The sequence below is a fragment of the Pseudomonas sp. GW456-L12 genome (assembly GCF_059424045.1).
In genome coordinates this window covers 85451-106397 of record NZ_JBWKZA010000007.1, presented here as the reverse complement: position 1 = coordinate 106397, position 20947 = coordinate 85451, and the positions used below count along the sequence as shown (strand labels likewise).

The window sequence follows — 20947 nt, the reverse complement described above, 5'->3', positions numbered from 1 at the left end:
TGCCCCGCGCCCACGAACCCTCACTTGTAATAAATATCCAGGGTGGCCCCCGCCCTGAACGCTCCCAGAATGGCTTTGTCGGCCATCCATTTCAGTTGGACGGTGAAGCGTTTGGAAATAGCCATGTCGCCGCTCGGCTCTGTCAGTTCGAATTCCTGGTTGAATGGCAGAGCCGTACGGTTCTCTCTCAGTAGCCTGATACCGACCGAAGCATTCTGCGGTGGCACCAGGGTATCGCCATTCTGCACCGAGCCTTCCACGGGTTTCATGACAGCGGAAATGCCATAGACGCTATTGCAGGACTTGGTGATAAGCACGGTGAAAGGCTTTTCGTTAATGACCCCACCTGCGCGGACGTTGGCGGAGCTCATCTTGCCAAAGTTCACGGTCTCGGGAGAGACGCTCAGCTGGGCAAGGCAACCGACAAAACGGATCCGGTCCAGGCCGGCAACGGTCATGCGAAAGTTTTTCGCCGGGTCCTTGTTGATGCCTTGAGCGCCATCGATCTGAAAGGCATCGTACCGGGACAGTCCGCTGAGCGGTCCGTCCTTGCCTGCACTCTCCGCAGCGCTCGACTTCTTGTTGATGAAGAAGTTGTAGGAAAGAGGAAAGTTGAATTTCGCGCAAATGATCATGCAAGAATTGACAGAGCCTATTTTCACACGACATCCGGGGAGTTGACTGCATGTCATCTCCCGACCGCCCAGGTTAACCCCGAACTCCAGGTCTGGCCCCAGTTGGGTCATGCCCTGGTCCGTAGGGCTCAGATAGAAGTACACATCCTCACCCGGAGCCCAGCTATTATCCAGGTTACAGATCACCGTCATGGAGTAGTCGGGAGAGCGCCACAACACCTTGCCTTTGGGAGCATTATTCGGAACTGCGATGGAAGTATTTATGTTCGCACTTTCGGTGGAGACATTACCTCCCTTCAAGCACGTGAGCGCGTAACCACTTTCAGAAAACGAGAGGACTCCTAATAACAGAATCGATAGAAACAACTTCATTACTCAATCTCCGATTGTACTTGAGAGTGCTGTTCTACTTCTCGACCACTATCGTTAACGATGTTGTATTGCAGCTCTTTAACCGGCTCGAAACAGTTGTCGCTTGCCAATGTTTTTTTCGAAAAAGGAGCGAGAACCATATGCGCAATGGAGTTTCCACAGCGGCGACCCTGTGGGTCCCGTCGTATCAGATTGGTGATCGTCAGATAATAAGGGGAGGGATTGTCGGCCTCGATGCTGTCCTGAGCGGGTATTCGTTGCCAGGCCAATAAGTAGACAGCCTGATCCGGGGTCATCTCCAGCTTGGGACGATAGAAAAGCTTGTACCTATGACGCAGCGCTATCTGCAGCGCGTTCTCCTGCTGAGGCACGGTAGGTACGTCCAATATGTTCAGAAGAAAATACGACTCACGATCTTCCGGTAGTCCCTGACCTTGGTAGAACAGTTCTATCGACTTTTGCTGTTCGGCAGGAATAGTTATCAAGGGAGAAGAAACCGCCAAGGGAATGTCCTCCTGTCGTTGGTCCCCCCACTCAACGGAAATGCTGGCAAGGCTGAGTCGCGCGTGTTGATTCGAAATATCCAGTCTTACTCTGCTACCGCCGCCTTCATTCTCAAAAACAATTCTGCTCTTTCCAACTAGAGAAAGATCGGCCACAGCCAAAACAGGGTTTAGCAACACAAGAGCGAACATCGTATTTATTAAAACTTTAATCACTATAATTTAATATCCTTCAGCATTAAAAAAACGGCGGAGTCGATGAAACCATGAAGTTATAAAACCACTCCACAACAGTTACATATCTTCGAAGCCTTACTGAAGCCGAAATCTTACCTTAGGCCTCATATATTCATATAAGACCATTCTTATTTATCAAAAAATATGAAAGAAAAACGACAGGCAGGCCATGCGCCCAAAGGCGTTGGCGGATGGTTGTTTGACACAAAAAAAGCCCCGCCGAAGCGGGGCTGAAACGAAAGGAGCTTTAACGGATGAGAAAGAGCTCTTTACAGCGGTAAATGAACCTTAGAACACGTACTGCGCGCGAACGATGAAGCCGTCGCCGTCGTCGTCGCCGGTACGCGCGGCTGGAGTACCACCGCTGGCGGCCGTGGCGTTGGTGACCTTGTCGGTCTTGGCCTTGACGTAGGTGGCGGAGATTTTCACCGCTTCGTTGGCGTACCAGTTCACACCCAGGTTGTGCACCTTGACTTCGGCATCGCCGACGTCGCGGGTCAGGCTGGCGGTGGTGATGTTGTCGTCTTCGACGGTCATGCTGTCGTAGCGATAGAACAGTTCCCAGGCGCCGAAAGCCTTGTTGGCCGGCTTGATGGCGTCGAACTTGCCCACCTTGTAGCCGCGGGATTCGCCGGTCAGGGTGTAAGCGCCCTGCACGTAGAAGCCGTGGCCCTTGATGTCTTCGTAGGCGTTGGAATCAGCCTTGGTCTTGCGGGTGATGTATTCGCCCTGGATCGAGGCCGGGCCCATGGCGAACGCGGCTTCCAGACCCAGCGCGGTGTCGCGGTCGAAGGAGCCGGCCGGCGAAGTCGAGCTGCCGCCCAGCACCGGACGGTTGCCGTTGGTGCCGGCATCGTTGCCGCCCAGGGTCTCGACGCCACGCATGCCCATGCGGGTGCGATAACGGGAGTCGAACGCAGTGTCGGAGACATCACGCGAAGCCACGTTCACACCGAAGTGCAGGACGTTGCCGGCATCGTGCATCGGGGCGAAGACGAAGCGACCGTTGACCTGCTTGACGCTGTCGCCGTCGGTGTCGTCGGTGTCCTTGCTGAACACGCCGGCCGAGGCATAGAAGGAATCGGCGAAGGTGCTGGAAGCCTGCAGGCCCATACCGTTCTGGTGGGTGTTGGCCCAGTCGATCATGTCGTAGGCGATGTTACGTTCCGGCGCGGTGACCCACTTGGAACTGGTGGCTTTTTCCAAGCCGAAGTCCGGGTCGAAACGACCGACCTTGATCGACACCGGCTTGAAGCCGTTGTAGGCCAGCGAGGCTTCGTCGAAGTAGCCGTTATCGGAGTCGCCGGTGTTGTGGGAGAAGTCGTAGTTGATGGTGTAGGCCCAGTCGGTGTACAGCACGCCGGACAGTTCGAGGAAGGCGCGACGGAAGTAAGCGGCGTCGGCGCTGTCGCCGTTCTTGGTGTAGACACCGTCGAAGCGGCTGTAGTCGGCTTGCAGGCGGCCACCGAGCTTGAAGCTGAACTCTTTGTCCGTGGTGGCGACCTCAAGGCCGCCCTTGGTCTTGACTACGATATCGGCGCCATCGGTGGTGACGGTGCCAGCGAAAGCCTGGGCGGTAACTGCCAGGGCCAGGGCGCTGGCGGCAAAACCGGCGAAGTGCTTACGGATCATCGAAGATTTCCCCTAAATTGGTGGTCTGTAGCGCTGGAAAAAACACGCGAGTCAGGCCCGCTTGTGTTGGGAGGGAATCTTGGCGGCGGGTTATTTCAGGGGAGTTGCCGATAGATAAAGATTTGATGACAGCGGAACTTTTTTACTTCCAAACGAAATAAGGCAAAAAGCCTGTACTAGAGCGGTCGGCGGGGTATTTGGGGGGAAACGAAACCCTGTAGCCGCTAGCGAAGCCCGCGATCGGCCGAACGGCCGCAGTGACTTCAAGATCGCTGAAGGCCTTCGGCCTTATCGCAGCCTGCGGCAGCGGCTACAGGAGCTCGTAGACCTTGCAGGCGTTGGTGTAGCCGCTGGCGAAGCCTGCGATCGAGCGCGAAGCGGTCGCGCTCTTGAGGACCTTGAAGCTTCAGCGGTTACGGGAGGATTGTCGGGTGAAATCAGGCGTTGCGCTTGCGCTCGGCGGCCAGGCGTTCGGCCAGCGCATCGATGTCGGCGATGGGCGCTTGCGGCATCTTGCGCAAGGTGGCCTGCATCAGGCGCATCTGCCGCAGGAACCGCCGGCAATTGGGGCAGAACAACAGGTGATGGCGCTGGATCAGGCGCTGGCGAAAGCTCAGCTGACCATCGAGATAGTCGCTGGAACGTGCCACTTGTTCCTTGCAGGTCAGCATTGGCCGGTCTCCTCGAAGTGCTCCACCGTGGCAAAAATCTTCAGCCGCGCCCGGTGCAGCAGCACCCGGACATTGGAGAGGGAAATGTCCAGAAGATTACAGATCTCCTCCAGCTCCAGGCCCTGGCGCTCGCGCAGGGTCAACACGCTGCCTTGCAGTTCCGACAGGCTCAGCAAAGTGTGCTCCAGGCATTCGCGCAGTTCGGCCTCGGTAAGCAGGGCTTCCGGGGTATCGGCATGCCAGGCGAACGGCGCCACCAGCCAGTGCCCGTCAGAGGAAGAAAAACGCTCGTCGCCGATGGTGCCGTGGGGTGCCGGCAAGTCATCCAGCAGGACTTCGCGGCGGTTCTGTTTGTAGCGGCTTTTCGCCGAGTTGGCGGTGATGGTCAACAGCCAGGTCTTGAGGCTGGAACGCCCCTGGAAACCGGCCAGGTTGCGCACCACCGACAGCCAGGCATCCTGCACCACTTCGTCGGCGTGGCGCTGGCCGACAATGGCGTAGGCCACGGCGCGCATCGCGCTCTGGTAGGTGCCGACCAGTTCCTTGTAGGCCTTTTGCTCGCCGGCCAACAGGCGTTCAAGCAGTTGCGTGTCGTCAGCTGCGGACATTCATGCCTCGTAATCGGAATCCAGGATCGCAACCGCTGAAGCAGCGGCTGCGATCCATAAGACTGTCAACGCTTGCGCAGAAGCACACTGCCAATCGAATAACCGGCGCCGAACGAGCTGAGCACCGCCAGCGAGCCGCTGCTCAGGTCATCCTGGTTCTTGTGGAACGCGATCACCGAACCGGCCGAACTGGTGTTGGCGTAGGTGTCGAGAATCACCGGTGCTTCCTCTTCGGTGGCCTCGCGGCCCAGCAGCTTCTTGACGATCAGGTGGTTCATGCTGAGGTTGGCCTGGTGCAGCCAGAAACGCTTCACGTCGCTGACGTTCAGCTGGTTTTCCTGCAGGTGCTCGGCGATCAGTTCCGCCACCATCGGGCAGACGTCGCGGAACACCTTGCGGCCTTCCTGCACGAAGAGTTTGTCCGGCGCGCCGATACCCTCTTCCGCGGCGCGGTTGAGGAAGCCGAAGTTGTTGCGGATGTTGTTGGAGAACTTGGTCAGCAGCTTGGTGCTGATGATGTCGAACTGGTACGGCGAGGTGGCCAGGTCTGCCCGTTCGATGATCACCGCGGTGGCCGCGTCGCCGAAGATGAAGTGGCTGTCGCGGTCACGGAAGTTCAGGTGGCCGGTGCAGACTTCCGGGTTGACCATCAGGATCGCCCGGGCCTGGCCCAGTTGCACGCTGTTGCAGGCCGCCTGGATGCCGAAGGTGGCCGAGGAGCAGGCCACGTTCATGTCGAAACCGAAACCTTCGATGCCCAGGGCTTCCTGGACTTCGATGGCGATGGCCGGGTAGGCGCGTTGCAGGTTGGAGCAGGCGACGATCACCCCGTCGATGTCCGCGGCGGTCTTGCCGGCGCGTTGCAGGGCCTGCTCGGCGGCGCCGATAGCCATCTGGCAGAGCACCGACCATTCGTCGTTGGAACGCTCAGGCAGGCGCGGGGCCATGCGCTGCGGATCGAGGATGCCGTCCTTGTCCATGACAAAGCGGCTTTTGATGCCGGAGGCCTTCTCGATGAAGGCCGCGCTGGATTCGGTCAGGGCCTGAACGTCGCCGCGCTCGATCGCTTGCGCGTTATCGGCGTTGAATTGATGCACGTAGGTGTTGAAAGACTCCACCAGCTCTTCGTTGGAGATGCTGTTGGCCGGGGTGTACAGGCCAGTGCCGCTGATGACGACGTTATGCACGGTCGTTCCTCTATTCTGTTCAGGCAGAAGGTATTGGCACCATCGTACCAAACCGTAAATGGTCTATCCCGACTGGCGGAATAGGACCTGACATCGCTTTATTCCGCTTTGCCCGGGCGGCGAACGCTCAAAACCGCGGGGCCGGCATTTATAACGGCGAAGTTTGCCATAAACGCCGGCGTTTAGCCCCATCGGCAAGCGTAGTCGGCGCAACATCGCCGATCCCTGTAGCCGCTGCCGCAGGCTGCGATCGACCTCGAAGAGGGTGTGCCCTTGAGATCGCGGGAAGGTCCTGCGGGCCTTATCGCAGTCGGCGGCAGCGGCTACAGATCGCGTCAGGCCTCCACCTGGCTCCACTGCTTGTTCAGGCGCTTGTCGGAGATCGGCGCCTTGGTGCCCAATTGCTGGGCGAACAGCGAGACCCGGTACTCCTCCAGCCACCAGCGGTACAGCTCCAGCTGCGGGTCGCGCTTGCCTTCCTGGGCATGTTTGCTCGCCCGCGCCTGGTACTGGTTCCACAGGCCGGCCAGTTCGGTGCTCCAGACCCGGTCCTTCTGCACCTGGCTGCCGAGCTTCTCAAAGCGCAGCTCCACGGCCTTGAGGTAACGCGGCAGTTCCTTGAGCCACTGCGCCGGGGTCTCGCGGACAAACCCCGGGTACACCAGATGGCCGAGCTGCGACTTGATGTCGTTCAGCGCCACCGCCTGGGCCAGGTCGATCTTGCCCTTGAAGCGCTTTTGCAGGCCATGCCAGAGCTTGAGGATCTCCAGGGTCAGGCGCGCCAGGCGCTCGGCGTGCTCGGTCCAGCTGCCGCGCTTGCGCTCGGCCAGCGAGGCCAGGCCGGCGCCATCGCGCGGCAGGCTGTCCTCGCCTTCCAGCACGCAGCTGTCGAGGCTGGCCAGCAGGATGTCTTCCACCAGGGCATCGACGCGCCCCAGCTCGCGATACAGCAGGCCCAGCTCAGTCAGCCCCGGCAGCTTGTTGCGCAGGAACTTGGCCGGCTCGGCCAGCTGTTGCAACAACAGGCGCTGCAAGGCGCGGCGATGCTGGAATTCGGCTTCGGCCGGAGTGGAGAAACGCCCCTCCTTGACCGTGCCACCCTCTTCCACCAGCGCCGGATACACCGTCATCGACAGCCCGGCGATCTTCTGCTGGGTTTTCTCCGCCACCGCGGCGAATACCTTGGCTTCCACCGGCTGCTGGCTTTTCGCGGTTTGCGGCACGGCCAGGGCAGCCTGGCTGGCCTCGGCGAAACGCGCGGTCAGCTCGGCCAGGTCGCGGCCTTCGCCGAGGAACTTGCCCTGGGCATCGACGATTTCCAGGTTCATCCGCAGGTGGCTTTCCACCTGTTGCGCCGACTCGGCCCAGGCCTCGTCGCTGACCCGCGCCCCGGTCATGCGCAGCAGTTCGCGGCCCAGGGCCTGGGGCAGCGAGCCCTGGGCGAAATCGATACGCGCCAGGGCCGCCTTGACGAAGTCCGGCACCGGTACGAAGTTCTTGCGCAGCGCCTTGGGCAGGTTGCGCACCAGGGCGATGCACTTGGCTTCCACCAACCCCGGCACCAGCCATTCCAGGCGCTCGGCGGGCAAGGCCGGCAGCAGCGGCGCCGGCACCCGCAGGGTCACGCCGTCCCGTGGATGGTTGGGCTCGAAGTGGTAACTCAGGGCCAGTTCCAGATCGCCGATCTGCAAAGTATCCGGGTACTGCATGGCGGTGACTTCGCTGGCTTCGCGGGCCAGCACGTCCTCCTCGCGCATGATCAGCAACTGTGGGTCTTTCTGGCTGTGCACCCGGTACCAGCTGTCGAAGGTCGCGGTCTGGTGGATCTCCGCCGGCAGGCGCGCGTCGTAGAAGGCAAACAGGGTTTCCTCGTCGGCGAGGATGTCGCGGCGCCGAGCCTTGGCTTCCAGTTCGTCGAGCTGCTCGAGCAGCCGCGTATTAGCGCTCAGGCACTTGGCTTTCGACTGGATCTCGCCACGCACCAGGCCCTCGCGGATAAACAGCTCGCGCGACACCAGCGGGTCCACCGGGCCGTAATGCACCGGGCGGCGACCGACCACGATCAGGCCGAACAAGGTGATCTGCTCGTAGGCCACCACCTGCCCGCGCTTCTTCTCCCAATGGGGTTCGAAGTGGTTCTTCTTGATCAGGTGCCCGGCCAACGGCTCGATCCAGTCGGCGTCGATCTTCGCCACCATGCGCGCGTAGAGCTTGGTGGTTTCCACCAGTTCGGCGGTCATCAGCCATTGCGGGCGCTTCTTGCCGATCCCCGACGACGGGTGAATCCAGAAGCGCCGCTGGCGGGCGCCGAGGTAATCGCCTTCCTCGGTCTTCTGGCCGATCTGGCTCAGCAGGCCGACCAGCACCGCCTTGTGCAGCTTCGGGTAATCGGCCGGCTCCTTGTTCAGGCTCAATTGCAGGTCGCGGCAGATCAGGCTCAGTTGGCGATGGGAGTCGCGCCACTCGCGCAGGCGCAAGTAGTTGAGGAAATTCTTGCGGCACCAGTTACGCAACGGGCTGGCGGTCAGCGCCTGGCGCTGCTCTTCGAAGCCGCGCCACAGATTGACCAGCCCGGCGAAATCCGAGTCGGCGTCCTTCCACTGCGCGTGGGCCTGGTCGGCCGCCTGCTGGCGCTCCGGCGGCCGCTCGCGCGGGTCCTGGATCGACATGGCACTGGCGACGATCAGCACTTCCTGCAGGCTGCCCAGCTTCGCCGCTTCCAGCAGCATGCGGCCCATGCGCGGGTCCACCGGCAGCCGTGCCAACTGGCGGCCCAGTGGCGTCAGCTGGCTGTTGCGGTCCACCGCCGAGAGTTCTTGCAACAGGTTGAAACCGTCGCTGATGGCCTTGCCATCCGGCGGTTCGATAAAGGGGAACGCGGTGATTTCACCAAGGCGCAGATGGAGCATCTGCAGGATCACCGCCGCCAGGTTGGTGCGCAGGATTTCCGGGTCGGTGAATTCCGGACGGCCGTTGAAATCCTCTTCACTGTACAGGCGCACGCAGATGCCCGGCTCGACCCGGCCGCAGCGGCCTTTGCGCTGGTTGGCGCTAGCCTGGGAAATCGCCTCGATAGGCAGGCGCTGGACCTTGGCCCGGTAGCTGTAGCGGCTGATGCGCGCGGTGCCGCTGTCGATCACGTAGCGGATGCCCGGCACGGTCAGCGAGGTCTCGGCGACGTTGGTCGCCAGCACTACCCTGCGGCCCGGGTGCGACTGGAAAATCCGCTGCTGCTCGGCCGGCGACAGGCGCGCGTACAGCGGCAGGATCTCGGTGTGCTTGAGCTGGGCCTTGCGCAGCATTTCGGCGGCGTCGCGAATCTCCCGCTCGCCCGGCAGGAACACCAGCACGTCACCCGGGCTGCGGCGTTCGCTGCGCTCATGGGCGGCGATTTCATCGAGGGTGGCGAGGATCGCCTGGTCCACCGTCAGGTCGTCCTCGACCCGGTTGCCCTCTTCGTCCTGCTCCAGGGTCAGCGGGCGGTACCAGGTTTCCACCGGGAAGGTGCGGCCGGAGACCTCGACGATCGGCGCATCGTCGAAGTGCTTGGAGAAACGCTCCAGGTCGATGGTCGCCGAGGTGATGATGACCTTGAGGTCCGGGCGCCGCGGCAGCAGGGTCTTCAGGTAGCCCAGCAGGAAGTCGATGTTCAGGCTGCGTTCGTGGGCTTCGTCGACGATGATCGTGTCGTAGCGTTCCAGGTAGCGGTCGTTCTGGGTTTCCGCCAACAGGATGCCGTCGGTCATCAGCTTGATCAGGGTGTTGGAATCGCTCTGGTCCTCGAAGCGCACCTGGTAACCCACCAGGGCACCCAGCGGCGTCGCCAGCTCTTCGGCGACCCGGCTGGCCACGCTGCGCGCGGCGATCCGCCGGGGCTGGGTGTGGCCGATCAGGCCGTGCTGGCCGCGACCGATTTCCAGGCAGATCTTCGGCAGCTGGGTGGTTTTGCCCGAGCCGGTTTCGCCAGCGATGATCAATACCTGGTGCTTTTGCAGCGCCGCCTTGATCTCGTCGCGCTTGGCGGCGATCGGCAGGCTGTCGTCGTAGCGAATCGACGGCACGCTGGCGCGCCGCGTCAGCACCTGGGCGCAGGACGCCTGCATGCGCTCGACCCACTGCGCCAGCTTGGCCTCGTCGGGCTTCTTGCGCAGCTCAAGCAGCTGCCGACGCAACCGGTGGCGGTCGGCGAGCATGGCGTGGTCGAGGTTTTTCAGCAGTTGGTCGATTGCAGGCGATTCGGAAGTCATCGGGTACGCAAGGGTCGTCTTAATTTATGCAGGGGGCGGATTGTCGCAGATTTAACGAGCGAACGAGATCCTTGTAGCCGCTGGCGTAGCCTGCGTTCGGCTGCGAAGCAGTCGTAAAACCTGCTTCCCGAGTATTGCTGATGTACCGCGAGCAGCGGTTTTGCGAGGACTTCGTCCTCGGACGCAGGCTTCGCCAGCGGCTACAGAGGCGCGCGGTGCAGGATTATTCGTTATCCCGGTCCTTGCGCCGGTACGGGAACACATCGATCACCTTGCCGGCGCGAATGGCCTCCTGCAGGCCTTTCCAGTAATCGGCGTTGTACAACTCGCCGTGCAACTGGTCGAACAGCTTGCGCTGCCCGGCGTCGGCGAACAGGAATGGCGGGAACTCCTCGGGGAACACGTCCAGCGGGCCGATGGAATACCAGGGTTCGGAGGCCATTTCGTCCTCCGGGGTTCGCGGCGCCGGGATGTGGCGGAAGTTGGCTTCGGTGAGGAAGCAGATCTCGTCGTAGTCGTAGAACACCACCCGGCCATGGCGGGTGACGCCGAAGTTCTTCAGCAGCATGTCGCCGGGAAAGATGTTGGCCGCGGCCAGTTGCTTGATCGCCAGGCCGTAGTCCTCCAGCGCCTCGCGCACCTGGGCCGGGTTGGCGTGGTCCAGGTAAAGGTTGAGCGGGGTCATGCGCCGCTCGGTCCAGCAGTGGCGGATCAGCACCGTATCGCCCTCCACCGACACCGTGGACGGCGCGACTTCCAACAGTTCCTCCAGGCACGCGGGGTCGAACTTGCCCAGGGGAAAGCGGAAATCGGCGAACTCCTGGGTATCGGCCATGCGCCCGACCCGGTCGACGCTTTTCACCAGGCGGTACTTCTCGATCACCGTGGCACGGTCGACGTTTTTCGACGGCGAGAAGCGGTCCTTGATGATCTTGAACACGGTGTTGAAGCCCGGCAGGGTGAACACGCTCATGACCATGCCGCGCACGCCCGGGGCCATGATGAACTGGTCGTCGGTGTTGGCCAGGTGGTTGATCAGCGCCCGGTAGAACTCGGACTTGCCGTGCTTGTAGAAACCGATGGAGGTGTACAGCTCGGCGATGTGCTTGCCCGGCAGGATGCGCTTGAGGAAACCGATGAACTCCGCCGGCACCGGCACGTCGACCATGAAATAGGAGCGGGTGAAGGAAAAGATGATCGACACATCGGCTTCGTCGGTGATCAGCGCGTCGATCTGGATGCCCCGCCCTTCGCGGTGCAGCAGCGGAATCACCAGCGGCCACTGCTCGTCGTGGGTGTAGATGCGGCCCACCAGGTAGGCGCCCTTGTTGCGGTACAACACCGAGGAAAACAACTCCACCGCCAGCTCCGGGTCCTTGCACACCCAGTCCGGCAGGTTCTCCCGCAGCTGCGACTCCAGGCGCCGCAGGTCGCCGGGCAGGTCGGCGTAGGCTTCGCTGAAGCTGTAGTCGACGAAGATCCGTTCGAGCATCGTCGACAGATGACCTTGCGGCCGGTAGGTGCGGGTCTGCGCGGCCCGGGCGCGGCGCAGGCTCGGCCGCGTGGTGTGGATGAACATGCAGCCGTCGCTGATCAGGTCATGGCTGAACAGGCCGCAGAAGGCCGAGTTGTACCAGGTCTCGGACAGCTCATCGTCGAAGCGCAGGTCGATCAGGCTGATATAGGCGCTTTTCACCAGCGGCCACTGATTGACGTCGAGCAGGGTCTCCAGGTCGAAGGTCGTACGCAGCCGCTGCACGGTCTCGCTGACCTTTTCCTCGTACAGGTTGATCCGTGCCGCCGAGGCGGTTTGCGCCTCCTGCCACTGCGCCTGCTCGAAGCGCGCCCGGGCACCGTCGGTGATCTGGCGAAAGTGCTCGCGGTAATCGTCGAAGCCATCGAGGATCGTTCGAGCGATATCGGCGGCGGGCCATTTCTGCGGCATGGTGAGACCTCTGCGGGAATTCGGAAAGGCCTGAGCTTAGCCAGTGAACCGGGTACAGGAGAAGTGCAATTTTTCCGTAGAGAGAAGGATCCCACCAATTCGACCGCAAGATAGCGATTGCCCGCGCCCCGTCTCTCGGCAACACTCTCGCCCTGCTGAAAAAAGGGCCGTTGAACGGCCTATTAAAGGAGTTGCGCCGTGAGACTTGTCGATACCCTGCGTTTGTTGTCCCTGGCCGCGATCTGGGGCGCGAGTTTTCTGTTCATGCGCATCATCGCTCCAGTGATCGGCAGCATTCCCACGGCATTCTTTCGTGTCTCCATCGCCGCCACCGGCCTGCTGGTGATCCTCGCGCTGATGCGCATCAGCTGGAACTTCCAGGGCAAGTTCAAGACCGTGCTGCTGCTCGGCGTAATCAACTCCGGCATCCCCGCCACTATGTATTCGGTGGCGGCCCTGGTGCTGCCGGCCGGTTATTCGGCGATCTTCAATGCCACCACGCCGTTGATGGGCGTACTGATCGGCGGGTTGTTCTTCCATGAAAAACTGACCCCGCCAAAAATCGCCGGGGTCAGCCTGGGCCTGTTCGGCGTGGGCATCCTGACCCGCGCCGGCCCCATGGCATTCGACCTGGAACTGCTGCTGGGCGCGCTGGCCTGCCTGCTCGCCACCACCTGCTACGGCTTCGCCGGCTTCCTCGCGCGACGCTGGCTGGACCAGGCCGGCGGCCTCGACAGTCGCCTCTCGGCCCTGGGCAGCATGCTCGGCGCCAGCCTGTTCCTGCTGCCGGTCTTCGCCTACAGCGCCATCAGCCAGCCGCCCGCCAGCTGGGGCGGCTGGAGCGTCTGGCTGTCGTTGCTGGGCCTGGGCCTGGCCTGCACCGCCTTCGCCTACATCCTGTATTTCCGCCTGCTGAGCTCGATCGGCCCGGTCAAGTCCATGACCGTGACCTTCATGATCCCGCCGTTCGGGGTGCTGTGGGGCGCGTTGCTGCTGGACGAGCCGCTGTCCATGGCTCACCTGTATGGCGGCGTGCTGATCGCCGCGGCCTTGTGGCTGGTCCTCAAGCCAGGGGCCCGGGTCTCCTCGCCCCGGGAACTGGCAGATCGCTGATCGCGTCGATTCCCCGGCATTGCGAGCGGTCCTGAAACATGGGCGCGCTCGCCACTTGCATGACAGTCTCGATCAGGCTTGAGCGGAATCGAACTGCATATCGGACACCGTAACTTCCGCCCTTCGGCAAAAGAACTTAAAACAATAAAAAAACATCGCCTTCTAAAAACAAATACTGCTCTCTCAACAAAAACATCCCCTCAAGCAAAAAAAATCACCCCGCCGTCTTTATTTTCTACCCCCTTCTTTCATCCCCTCGTCCAAACCCCATAAAACTTGAACACAATTCGCAAAAGAAGCCCGCGCCAGACAGTTCCAGCGATAACAACAACGAACTAACCATTACCAGCAAAGATTATTCTCGATCACCATAAAGATATTTCTGAAAAGCTTCAAAAAAGTTCCCAACCTCTCTCCCTACGTATATTCCCGCCTTCTTCTTTATTAAGTTACCGGCCCGTTCGCAACTTCCCCGGACAACTTGATCAGTTATTCAACGCTTATGAACAGATCACTCAGGCCGCGCTGTTACAGCACCGGTCCTATTGCACTTCATAGCCAGAAAACTCCTCTCCCGGCCAAGAGGCGCTTCGCGCTTCCGTGCAGCCATCGAACGCTTTCAACCCCCGGCGCGCGCCGCTGACCCATAGCGCACTCAACGCCATTTCCACCCCTCCGACCACACAGGCACCGCCTTGGAAAAGAAAACCATGACACCCCACAGCTTCAGACCCTCCAGCACCGCGCTCGCCGTCGCACTGGCGTTGAGCTCCTTCGCACCGGCCGTACTCGCTACGACGAACTGGACCGGAGACGCCCATCACATTGCCTATGACCAGGACGGCAACCCCTATCGCGTCGACGACAGCAACGCCTGGGAAAACAGTGGCAACTGGAGCAACGGCGCTCCCGCCAGCAATGAGGCGGTCAACATCGACCGGCCGCTCGCCGGGCGCAACAACCAGGTCGCGCAACTGGACAGCGCACGAACGGTCGGCAGCCTGAACGTCGGTACCGCCAACAATGGCCTGGGCCAGTTGAATGTCGGCGCCAACGGCAAACTGAACATCGGTGACAGCTTCATCCTGGGCACCGTCCAAGGCTCCACGGGCAAGGCCACCTTCAACAACGGCGCGACAGTGAACACCGGCGGCGACCTGATCGTCGGCAAAAGCGGATCGGCCGACCTGACCCTCAAAGACGGCTCCAAGGCCCGCTCCCAGGGCGATACCCTGATCGGCGCAGACCGCGGTGCCTCCGGCACCCTTATCGTCGACAGCGGCTCGACGCTGACCAGCGACAAGCGGCTGGTAGTCGGCGGTGCCGGCAACGGCACCCTGCAAATCAAGAACGGCGGCCAGGTCACCAGCCAGGACAGCATCATCGCCGCCGACCTGGGTTCCAATGGCAGCGCCAGCCTCGATGGTGCCGGCAGCCTGTGGAAGACCCTCGGCGACATGATCGTCGGCCAGGCCGGCAACGGCTCGCTGTCGCTCACCAATGGCGCCAAGGTGCAGACCGGCGGCAACACTGTCCTCGGCGCACTCCGGGGCGGCAGCGGTACGGTCAGCGTCGACAACGGCACGCTGTCCACCGACAAGACCCTGATCGTCAGCGGCGCCGGCAACGGCACCCTGCAAATCAAGAACGGCGGCCAGGTCACCAGCCAGGACAGCATCATCGCCGCCGACCTGGGTTCCAATGGCAGCGCCAGCCTCGATGGCGCCAACAGCCTGTGGAAGACCCTCGGCGACATGATCGTCGGCCAGGCGGGCAACGGCTCGCTGTCGCTCACCAACGGCGCCAAGGTGCAGAACGCTGGCAACACCGTCCTCGGCGCACTCAAGGGCGGTAGCGGTACGGTCAGCGTCGACAACGGCACGCTGTCCACCGACAAGACCCTGATCGTCGGCGGCGCCGGCAACGGCACCCTGCAAATCAAGAACGGCGGCCAGGTCACCAGCCAGGACAGCATCATCGCCGCCGACCTGGGTTCCAATGGCAGCGCCAGCCTCGATGGCGCCGACAGCTTGTGGAAGACCCTCGGCGACATGATCGTCGGCCAGGCGGGCAACGGCTCGCTGTCGCTCACCAACGGGGCCAAGGTGCAGAACGGTGGCAACACCGTCCTCGGCGCACTCAAGGGCGGCAGCGGTACGCTCAGCGTCGACAACGGCACGCTGTCCACCGACAAGACGCTGCTGGTTGGCGGCGCCGGCAACGGTACCCTGGAGATCAAGAATGGCGGTCAGGTAACCAGCCAGGACGGCATCATCGGTGCCAACCAGGGCGCCAATGGCAGCGCCAGCATCGACGGCGCGGGCAGCCTCTGGGAAACCCTCGGCGACCTGACCGTGGGCCAGGGCGGCAACGCCAGCCTGGTGCTCGCCAACCAGGGCGTGGCCAAAGTCGGCAGCGGCATCCTGCGGATCGCCGCCGACGGCACCTCCAATGCCGCTCTTTATGTGGGAGCGACCAGCGACAAGGCCGCCGACGCCAAGGGCGCGGGCAAGCTGGAAGCCAAACGCGTGGTCTTCGGCCAGGGCCAGGGCCTGGTCCAGTTCAACCACAACGACCGTGACTACCAGTTCGATGCCGGCTTCGAAGGTCAGGGCCGCATCAATCACATCGCCGGGCAGACCGTGTTCAACGGTGACTCCAGCCGCTTCACCGGCCAGTTGAATGTCAAAGGCGGCGAACTGCTGCTGAACAACGTCATGGCCGGGCAAGTACAGGTCGACAAGAACGCCAGCCTGCACATCGGTGCCTTCAACGGCAGCCAAGGCGAAGTGCTCAGCGATATCGGCAACGATGGCAAGGTGGTGTTCGACCGTAACAACCAGTACCAATACGACCATGTCATCTACGGCAGCGGCTCGGTCGAGCAGCGCGGCACGGGGACCACCGTGCTCACCGGCGAAAACACCTACAAGGGCGGCACGCTGATCAGCAACGGCACCCTGCAACTGGGTGCCGGCGCGAACGGCGGCAACAGCGGCTCGATTCTTGGCGACGTGCAGATCGACGCGCCCGGCAGCCTGGTGTTCAACCGTGCCAACGGCTACACCTTCGGCGGCGCCCTCTCCGGCACCGGCACGCTCTATAAGCGCGGTGCCGGGCGCACCGAGCTGAGCGGCGACAGTTCCGCCTTCCACGGCCACAGCCTCGTCGAATCGGGCATCCTCGCCGTCAACGGCAAGCTCGGCGGCTCGACCGACGTGTATGACGGCGCAACCCTGGCCGGCAACGGCCAGGTCGGCAACGTGACCCTGCACAAAGGCGCGACCATCGCCCCCGGCAACTCCATCGGCACCCTGACCCTGGCCGGCGACCTCGACCAGCACAGCGGTTCGACCTTCCACGCCGAACTGCTGAGTACCGGGGCCAACGACCGGCTGCTGGTGAACGGCGCGGCGCGGCTCGAGGACGGCAGCATCATCAAGGCGGACAAACTCGACAGCAAACGCTACGAGCTGGACCGTCGCTACCTGGTGCTGGCGACCGAGAAAGGCCTGAGCGGGCGCTACAAGCTGACGGGCGATACCTGGGTCTCGACCTTCTATGACCTGGTGGACAACTACGACAGCCACAACGCCTACCTGGATGTGCAACAGACGCGCCTGTTCCAGGAAGCCGCATTCACCCCCAACCAGCGGGCCACGGCCACCGCGGCACAAAGCCTGAAAGGCGCGGCCGTGCCGGCGCTGACGCCACCGGTGCACAACAAGCTGTTCGAGGCCATCGCCTATCTGCCCGATGACCACCAGGCTCGCGATGCCTTCGATCAACTGTCCGGCGAGTTCCACAACTCCACCCGTTCGGCGCTGGTCCAGGACAGTCGCCTGGTTCGCGACGCGGCGAACACCCGCCTGCGCTCGGCGAGCGCCGCCCAGACCCGTGACACCGCGAGCGACACTCACTCCGGCCTGACCCCGTGGATCACCACGCTGGGCAACTGGGGCGAAGTCAAGGGCGACAGCAATACCGCCAACCTGCGCAGCGACACCAAGGGCTTGCTCACCGGGGTCGATACCGCGGTCGGCGACCGCGGCCATGTCGGCGTGCTGACCGGCTACAGCCGCACCGAACTGAAGAGCTCGTCACGCGACTCCTCGAGCGACAACGACAACATCCACCTGGGTGTCTATGGCGGAACACAGGTCAGCGGCTTCGACCTGCGCGGCGGCATGGCGTACACCTGGAGCCGGATCGACGCCAAGCGTTCGGTGAACTTCGCCGGCTACAGCGACCACCTGAAGTCCAAGCATGACGCCAACACCCTGCAAGCCTTCGGCGAACTGGGCCGGCGCTTCGACCTCAGCCCTTCGGTACAGCTGGAACCCTTCGCCAACCTGGCCTATGTGCAGGTCAAGAGCGAAGGTTTCAAGGAGCGTGGCGGCCCCGCGGCCCTGCGCGCCAAGCACGCGTCGGACGAGCAGACCTTCTCCACCCTGGGTCTGCGCGCCAGCGCCGACAAGCAGCTGGACAACGGCAAGTTGCTCACCGTGTTCGGCAGCGCCGGCTGGAAACACGCCCTGAACGGCATCACACCGTCCAACACCTACCGTTTCGACGGCAGCGACGCGTTCCGTATCGAAGGTGCGGCCTACTCGCGCAACAGCGCGGTGGTCGAAGCCGGAGTGGAAACCCGGGTGACTCCCGAGCTGAGCCTGGGCGCCGCCTACAACGGGCAACTGGGCAGCGGTGCCAGCGAACATGGCCTGAGCCTGAACGCCAGCTACCGCTTCTGACCCCGCCCTGATCACACAGCGGCGGCCCCGCCGCTGTGTGTTGTGGATTGACCGGCAAGGTACACTTGCCGGTCTTTTTTTTGCCTTTCGTCAAGGCATGCCTCCAGCAACAACGGGGGCATCCGTGACGGTCATTCAATACCCGGCGCTCTAGCGCCGGGTATTGGCCTATACCTGTGTCATGGCGACGTCAAGGTAATCAGGTACATCCCCGAGTTGACCGGTTTGCCTGCCTCATCGACCAGCGCATATTGCTGATCGTAGTAGCGCCCTTCCTTGCCGCTGTCCGTGACCAACTTGACGTTGACTGGCGATTTGCCGATGGCCGTCACCGAGCTCGATGGGCCGACGCCGTGTACACGAATGTCGTTGCCGCGGGAAAACTGCGGGCACTGGCGAAGACTCAACGCCGCCCCGCCGTGGGCAATCGAGCTTGGCGTGCAAGGCTCCTCGACGATGCTGCCGTGAAAATAGATCGTTCCCTGGATGCTTTGAGGGGCTGCGGAACAGATTCCACTCAAGCCTAGAAACATGCCGACACCTGCCAAAACCAGCTTGGTACTCATTCTGACTTTCTCCATTGGGCCTGAAGAGTATGTCGTCAGTGTAGAAGAAATCTTTAATTTTTAAGGTTTGTCCTATTCCCAAATCAACAATAAATAGGGTAAAAGCGAATACAAATTAATGGCAATGAGCCATCATTGCTATCGGCCAGCCCTGGCCAATCTAAAGGGTCCGCCCAGGCAAAAAAAGGCGCAGCCCTCGCTCAAGTCGAAAGCTGCGCCCGGCCCTCATGAATCAGCTGTTTTTGCGGAACACAAACACCAACCCGACGATGATCAACAGCATGCCGAGCACGCTCAGCAGTGCCAGCCGATTACCGAAGAACAGGTAGTCCATCACGGCCGTCACCGCCGGCACCAGGTAGAACAGGCTGGTGACATTCACCAGATTGCCGCGAGCGATCAGCCGGTACAGCAGCAAGGTCGCCAGCACCGAGACCACCAGCCCCATCCACAGCGCCGGGACGATAAAGCCGACGCTGTGCTCGAAGTGAAACGGCTGGAACGGCACGAACAGCGCGCACAGCAACAGCCCCGCCAGGTACTGCACCGGCAGGGTGCCCAGCGGATTGTCGCTGATGCGCTTCTGCATGATCGAGCCCAGGGTCATGCTCACCAGGGCCAGCAGGCCGAAGAGCATCCCGGCCAGCGACATGCCGGCCAGGCCGATGCCCTGATAGACCACCATGATCAACCCGGCCAAACCCAGCGCCAGGCCGAACATCCGGCTCCAGGAGCGCTGACGCTCCATGATCACCACGGTGAGGATGGGTTGTACTCCCATGATGGTGGCCATCACTCCGGGGGTGACCTTCAGGTCCAGGGCCAGCAGGTAGAAGATCTGGTATGCCCCCAGCAACACCAGCCCGGTGGCCACCGCATACAGCATCGGCTTGCGTCCGCGGGGCAAACGCAGCTTGAGCAGGGGAATCAACAGCACCAGTCCGCACAGGGCGATGGCAAAACGGAACAACAGGAAGGCAAAGGGCGAGGCATGGGCCAGCCCCCATTTTGAGAAGATCGCCCCACTGCTCCAGAGCAGGACGAACAGGCTCGTGGAAGCCGCCGCAAGCGCGGACTTTTTCGATATGAACAACATGAATACCACCTGTAATCAGGCAAATAGCCAACTCAGCCGAGGCTGAAATTCAGTAGTTTTTTCTGGCGGGCGCGGGCAACAGCAAAGGTTGCTGATCAGCCCCGTACGACGACGCCCGGCGGTGATACGACGGCGCACACCGGCGTGCTACTGACAGGTGGGGGGTAATGACTGATCTGCACAGGCTGCGGGTTCCCGCACGGCACGACGCCAGCGTTGACCGCTGAATCGACTACCGCGTTGATGAGGGAATGAGGCATATGCTGATCTTTCTGAAGTGGAAGGTGAATCTTCTGATACACCGGGCGCCGACTATAACCAGCGCCCGATATTCATTGCAACGCCTTATCCGAACAGCCAGTAACCCAGGGCGGTCAGGACCACCACCGCCAGCACCGGACGCATGACGCGGTAGAGCTTCGGATTGCGGCGCTTCCATTGCTTGACCACGCCACTGATGCGGTCGCTGAAGCGCTTGCTCCAGGCATAGGCCTGGTTGATCCCGCCGACGCGCTCGTCGTCGAGGTTCTGCGGCGCGGTGGCACGCCCCAGCCAGGCGCTGATCCAGCGGTTGATGCGGGTCATCAGCGGGTTGCTCAGCGGACGCTCGATGTCGCAGAACAGAATGACCCGGGTCTTGTCGGTCTCGTTTTTGACCCAGTGCACATAGGTTTCATCGAACATCACGTCTTCGCCATCGCGCCAGGCGTAGACCTGGCCGTCGACGAAAATCCGGCAGTCGTCGGAGTTCGGCGTGGACAGGCCCAGGTGATAACGCAGGGAGCCGGCGAACGGATCGCGGTGCGGGTTCAGATGGCTGCCACCGGGCAGCAGGGCGAACATCGCGCCCTTGACGTTGGGAATGCGGCTGACCAGTTCAACGGTCTTCGGGCACAGCAACTCGGCCGACGGCAGCGGTTTGTCGTACCACTTGAGGTAGAAACGCTTCCAGCCCTTCTTGAAGAACGAACCGAAACCGGCGTCGTTGTTCTTCTCGGCGGCGCGGATGTAACCCTCGTCGAACAAATGCATGGCTTCGTCGCGGATCACTTCCCAGTTGTCCTTGAGCACATCCAGCTCGGGGAACTTGCTGCGGTCCAGATAGGGCTTGGAAGGCACACCGGAAAACAGGTACATCAAGGCGTTGTAAGGAGCGAACAGCGCCGAATGGTTGACGAACTGACGCAGCACCGGCAGTCGAGCCTTGCCGCGTAAATGCACGTAGAGAGTGCTGCCGATGAATAGCAGCAACACCGCTGACTTGGCGGCAAACGAAAGGCTCATGCAATATCTCCTTGAAATAATTACCGGCGGGGCAGCATTCATCCGGCATGGCAGCCGGCCATGATAAACACTCCTGGCCCCTGGAAAAACCCGCACAAAC

13 protein-coding genes are annotated in these 20947 nt (G+C 61.9%); 2 read left to right on the top strand and 11 right to left on the bottom strand.

Features of this window, described 5'->3' with window-relative positions; genetic code table 11:
- Positions 1 to 20: 20 nt before the first annotated feature.
- The 8 genes from AC07Y9_RS11410 to aceK form a co-directional block, all read right to left on the bottom strand.
- Positions 21 to 1007, bottom strand: coding sequence for a fimbrial protein (locus AC07Y9_RS11410; protein WP_102679214.1), 987 nt, complete (start codon positions 1005 to 1007; stop codon positions 21 to 23).
- Entirely contained in the window at positions 1007 to 1726 is a 720-nt protein-coding gene (locus AC07Y9_RS11405) for a fimbrial biogenesis chaperone (RefSeq protein ID WP_102679215.1), read from the bottom strand. The genes AC07Y9_RS11410 and AC07Y9_RS11405 overlap by 1 nt, the downstream gene beginning before the upstream one ends.
- A 309-nt stretch (positions 1727 to 2035) precedes the next feature.
- Positions 2036 to 3379 carry an OprO/OprP family phosphate-selective porin gene (locus tag AC07Y9_RS11400; protein WP_101337116.1) on the bottom strand — a complete coding sequence of 448 codons (1344 nt, stop codon included), beginning with the start codon at positions 3377 to 3379 and terminating at the stop codon, positions 2036 to 2038.
- A 437-nt stretch (positions 3380 to 3816) separates the two neighbouring features.
- Complete coding sequence (locus AC07Y9_RS11395; RefSeq protein ID WP_007926855.1) at positions 3817 to 4050, bottom strand: anti-sigma factor family protein; 234 nt, start codon at positions 4048 to 4050, stop codon at positions 3817 to 3819.
- On the bottom strand, positions 4044 to 4658 hold the full coding sequence (locus AC07Y9_RS11390) for an RNA polymerase sigma factor (protein WP_007926857.1): 615 nt from the start codon (positions 4656 to 4658) through the stop codon (positions 4044 to 4046). Before AC07Y9_RS11390 ends, AC07Y9_RS11395 begins: the two co-directional genes overlap by 7 nt.
- Before the next feature lie 65 nt (positions 4659 to 4723).
- Positions 4724 to 5845 carry a beta-ketoacyl-ACP synthase III gene (locus tag AC07Y9_RS11385; protein WP_007926866.1) on the bottom strand — a complete coding sequence of 374 codons (1122 nt, stop codon included), beginning with the start codon at positions 5843 to 5845 and terminating at the stop codon, positions 4724 to 4726.
- 335 nt (positions 5846 to 6180) lie between these two features.
- The gene (gene hrpA, locus AC07Y9_RS11380) at positions 6181 to 10092 is read right to left on the bottom strand and encodes an ATP-dependent RNA helicase HrpA (RefSeq protein ID WP_102679216.1); all 3912 of its coding nucleotides are present in this window, start codon (positions 10090 to 10092) and stop codon (positions 6181 to 6183) included.
- Between the two features lie 223 nt (positions 10093 to 10315).
- Positions 10316 to 12037 carry a bifunctional isocitrate dehydrogenase kinase/phosphatase gene (gene aceK, locus AC07Y9_RS11375; RefSeq protein WP_102679217.1) on the bottom strand — a complete coding sequence of 574 codons (1722 nt, stop codon included), beginning with the start codon at positions 12035 to 12037 and terminating at the stop codon, positions 10316 to 10318.
- Between the two features lie 198 nt (positions 12038 to 12235).
- Between aceK and AC07Y9_RS11370 the strand changes: the two genes are divergently transcribed.
- Both AC07Y9_RS11370 and AC07Y9_RS11365 read left to right on the top strand, forming a co-directional pair.
- Entirely contained in the window at positions 12236 to 13150 is a 915-nt protein-coding gene (locus tag AC07Y9_RS11370) for a DMT family transporter (RefSeq protein ID WP_102679218.1), read from the top strand.
- 710 nt (positions 13151 to 13860) lie between these two features.
- On the top strand, positions 13861 to 17901 hold the full coding sequence (locus AC07Y9_RS11365) for an autotransporter domain-containing protein (protein WP_102679257.1): 4041 nt from the start codon (positions 13861 to 13863) through the stop codon (positions 17899 to 17901).
- Positions 17902 to 18080: 179 nt separating this feature from the next.
- Here AC07Y9_RS11365 and AC07Y9_RS11360 read toward each other — a convergent pair whose 3' ends face one another.
- The 3 genes from AC07Y9_RS11360 to AC07Y9_RS11350 all read right to left on the bottom strand — a co-directional run bounded on the left by AC07Y9_RS11360 (position 18081) and on the right by AC07Y9_RS11350 (position 20847).
- On the bottom strand, positions 18081 to 18467 hold the full coding sequence (locus tag AC07Y9_RS11360; RefSeq protein ID WP_102679219.1) for a hypothetical protein: 387 nt from the start codon (positions 18465 to 18467) through the stop codon (positions 18081 to 18083).
- A 232-nt stretch (positions 18468 to 18699) separates the two neighbouring features.
- Positions 18700 to 19563, bottom strand: coding sequence for a DMT family transporter (locus AC07Y9_RS11355; RefSeq protein WP_009042632.1), 864 nt, complete (start codon positions 19561 to 19563; stop codon positions 18700 to 18702).
- Positions 19564 to 19908: 345 nt separating this feature from the next.
- Entirely contained in the window at positions 19909 to 20847 is a 939-nt protein-coding gene (locus tag AC07Y9_RS11350) for an aspartyl/asparaginyl beta-hydroxylase domain-containing protein (RefSeq protein ID WP_009042631.1), read from the bottom strand.
- Positions 20848 to 20947: the final 100 nt, after the last annotated feature.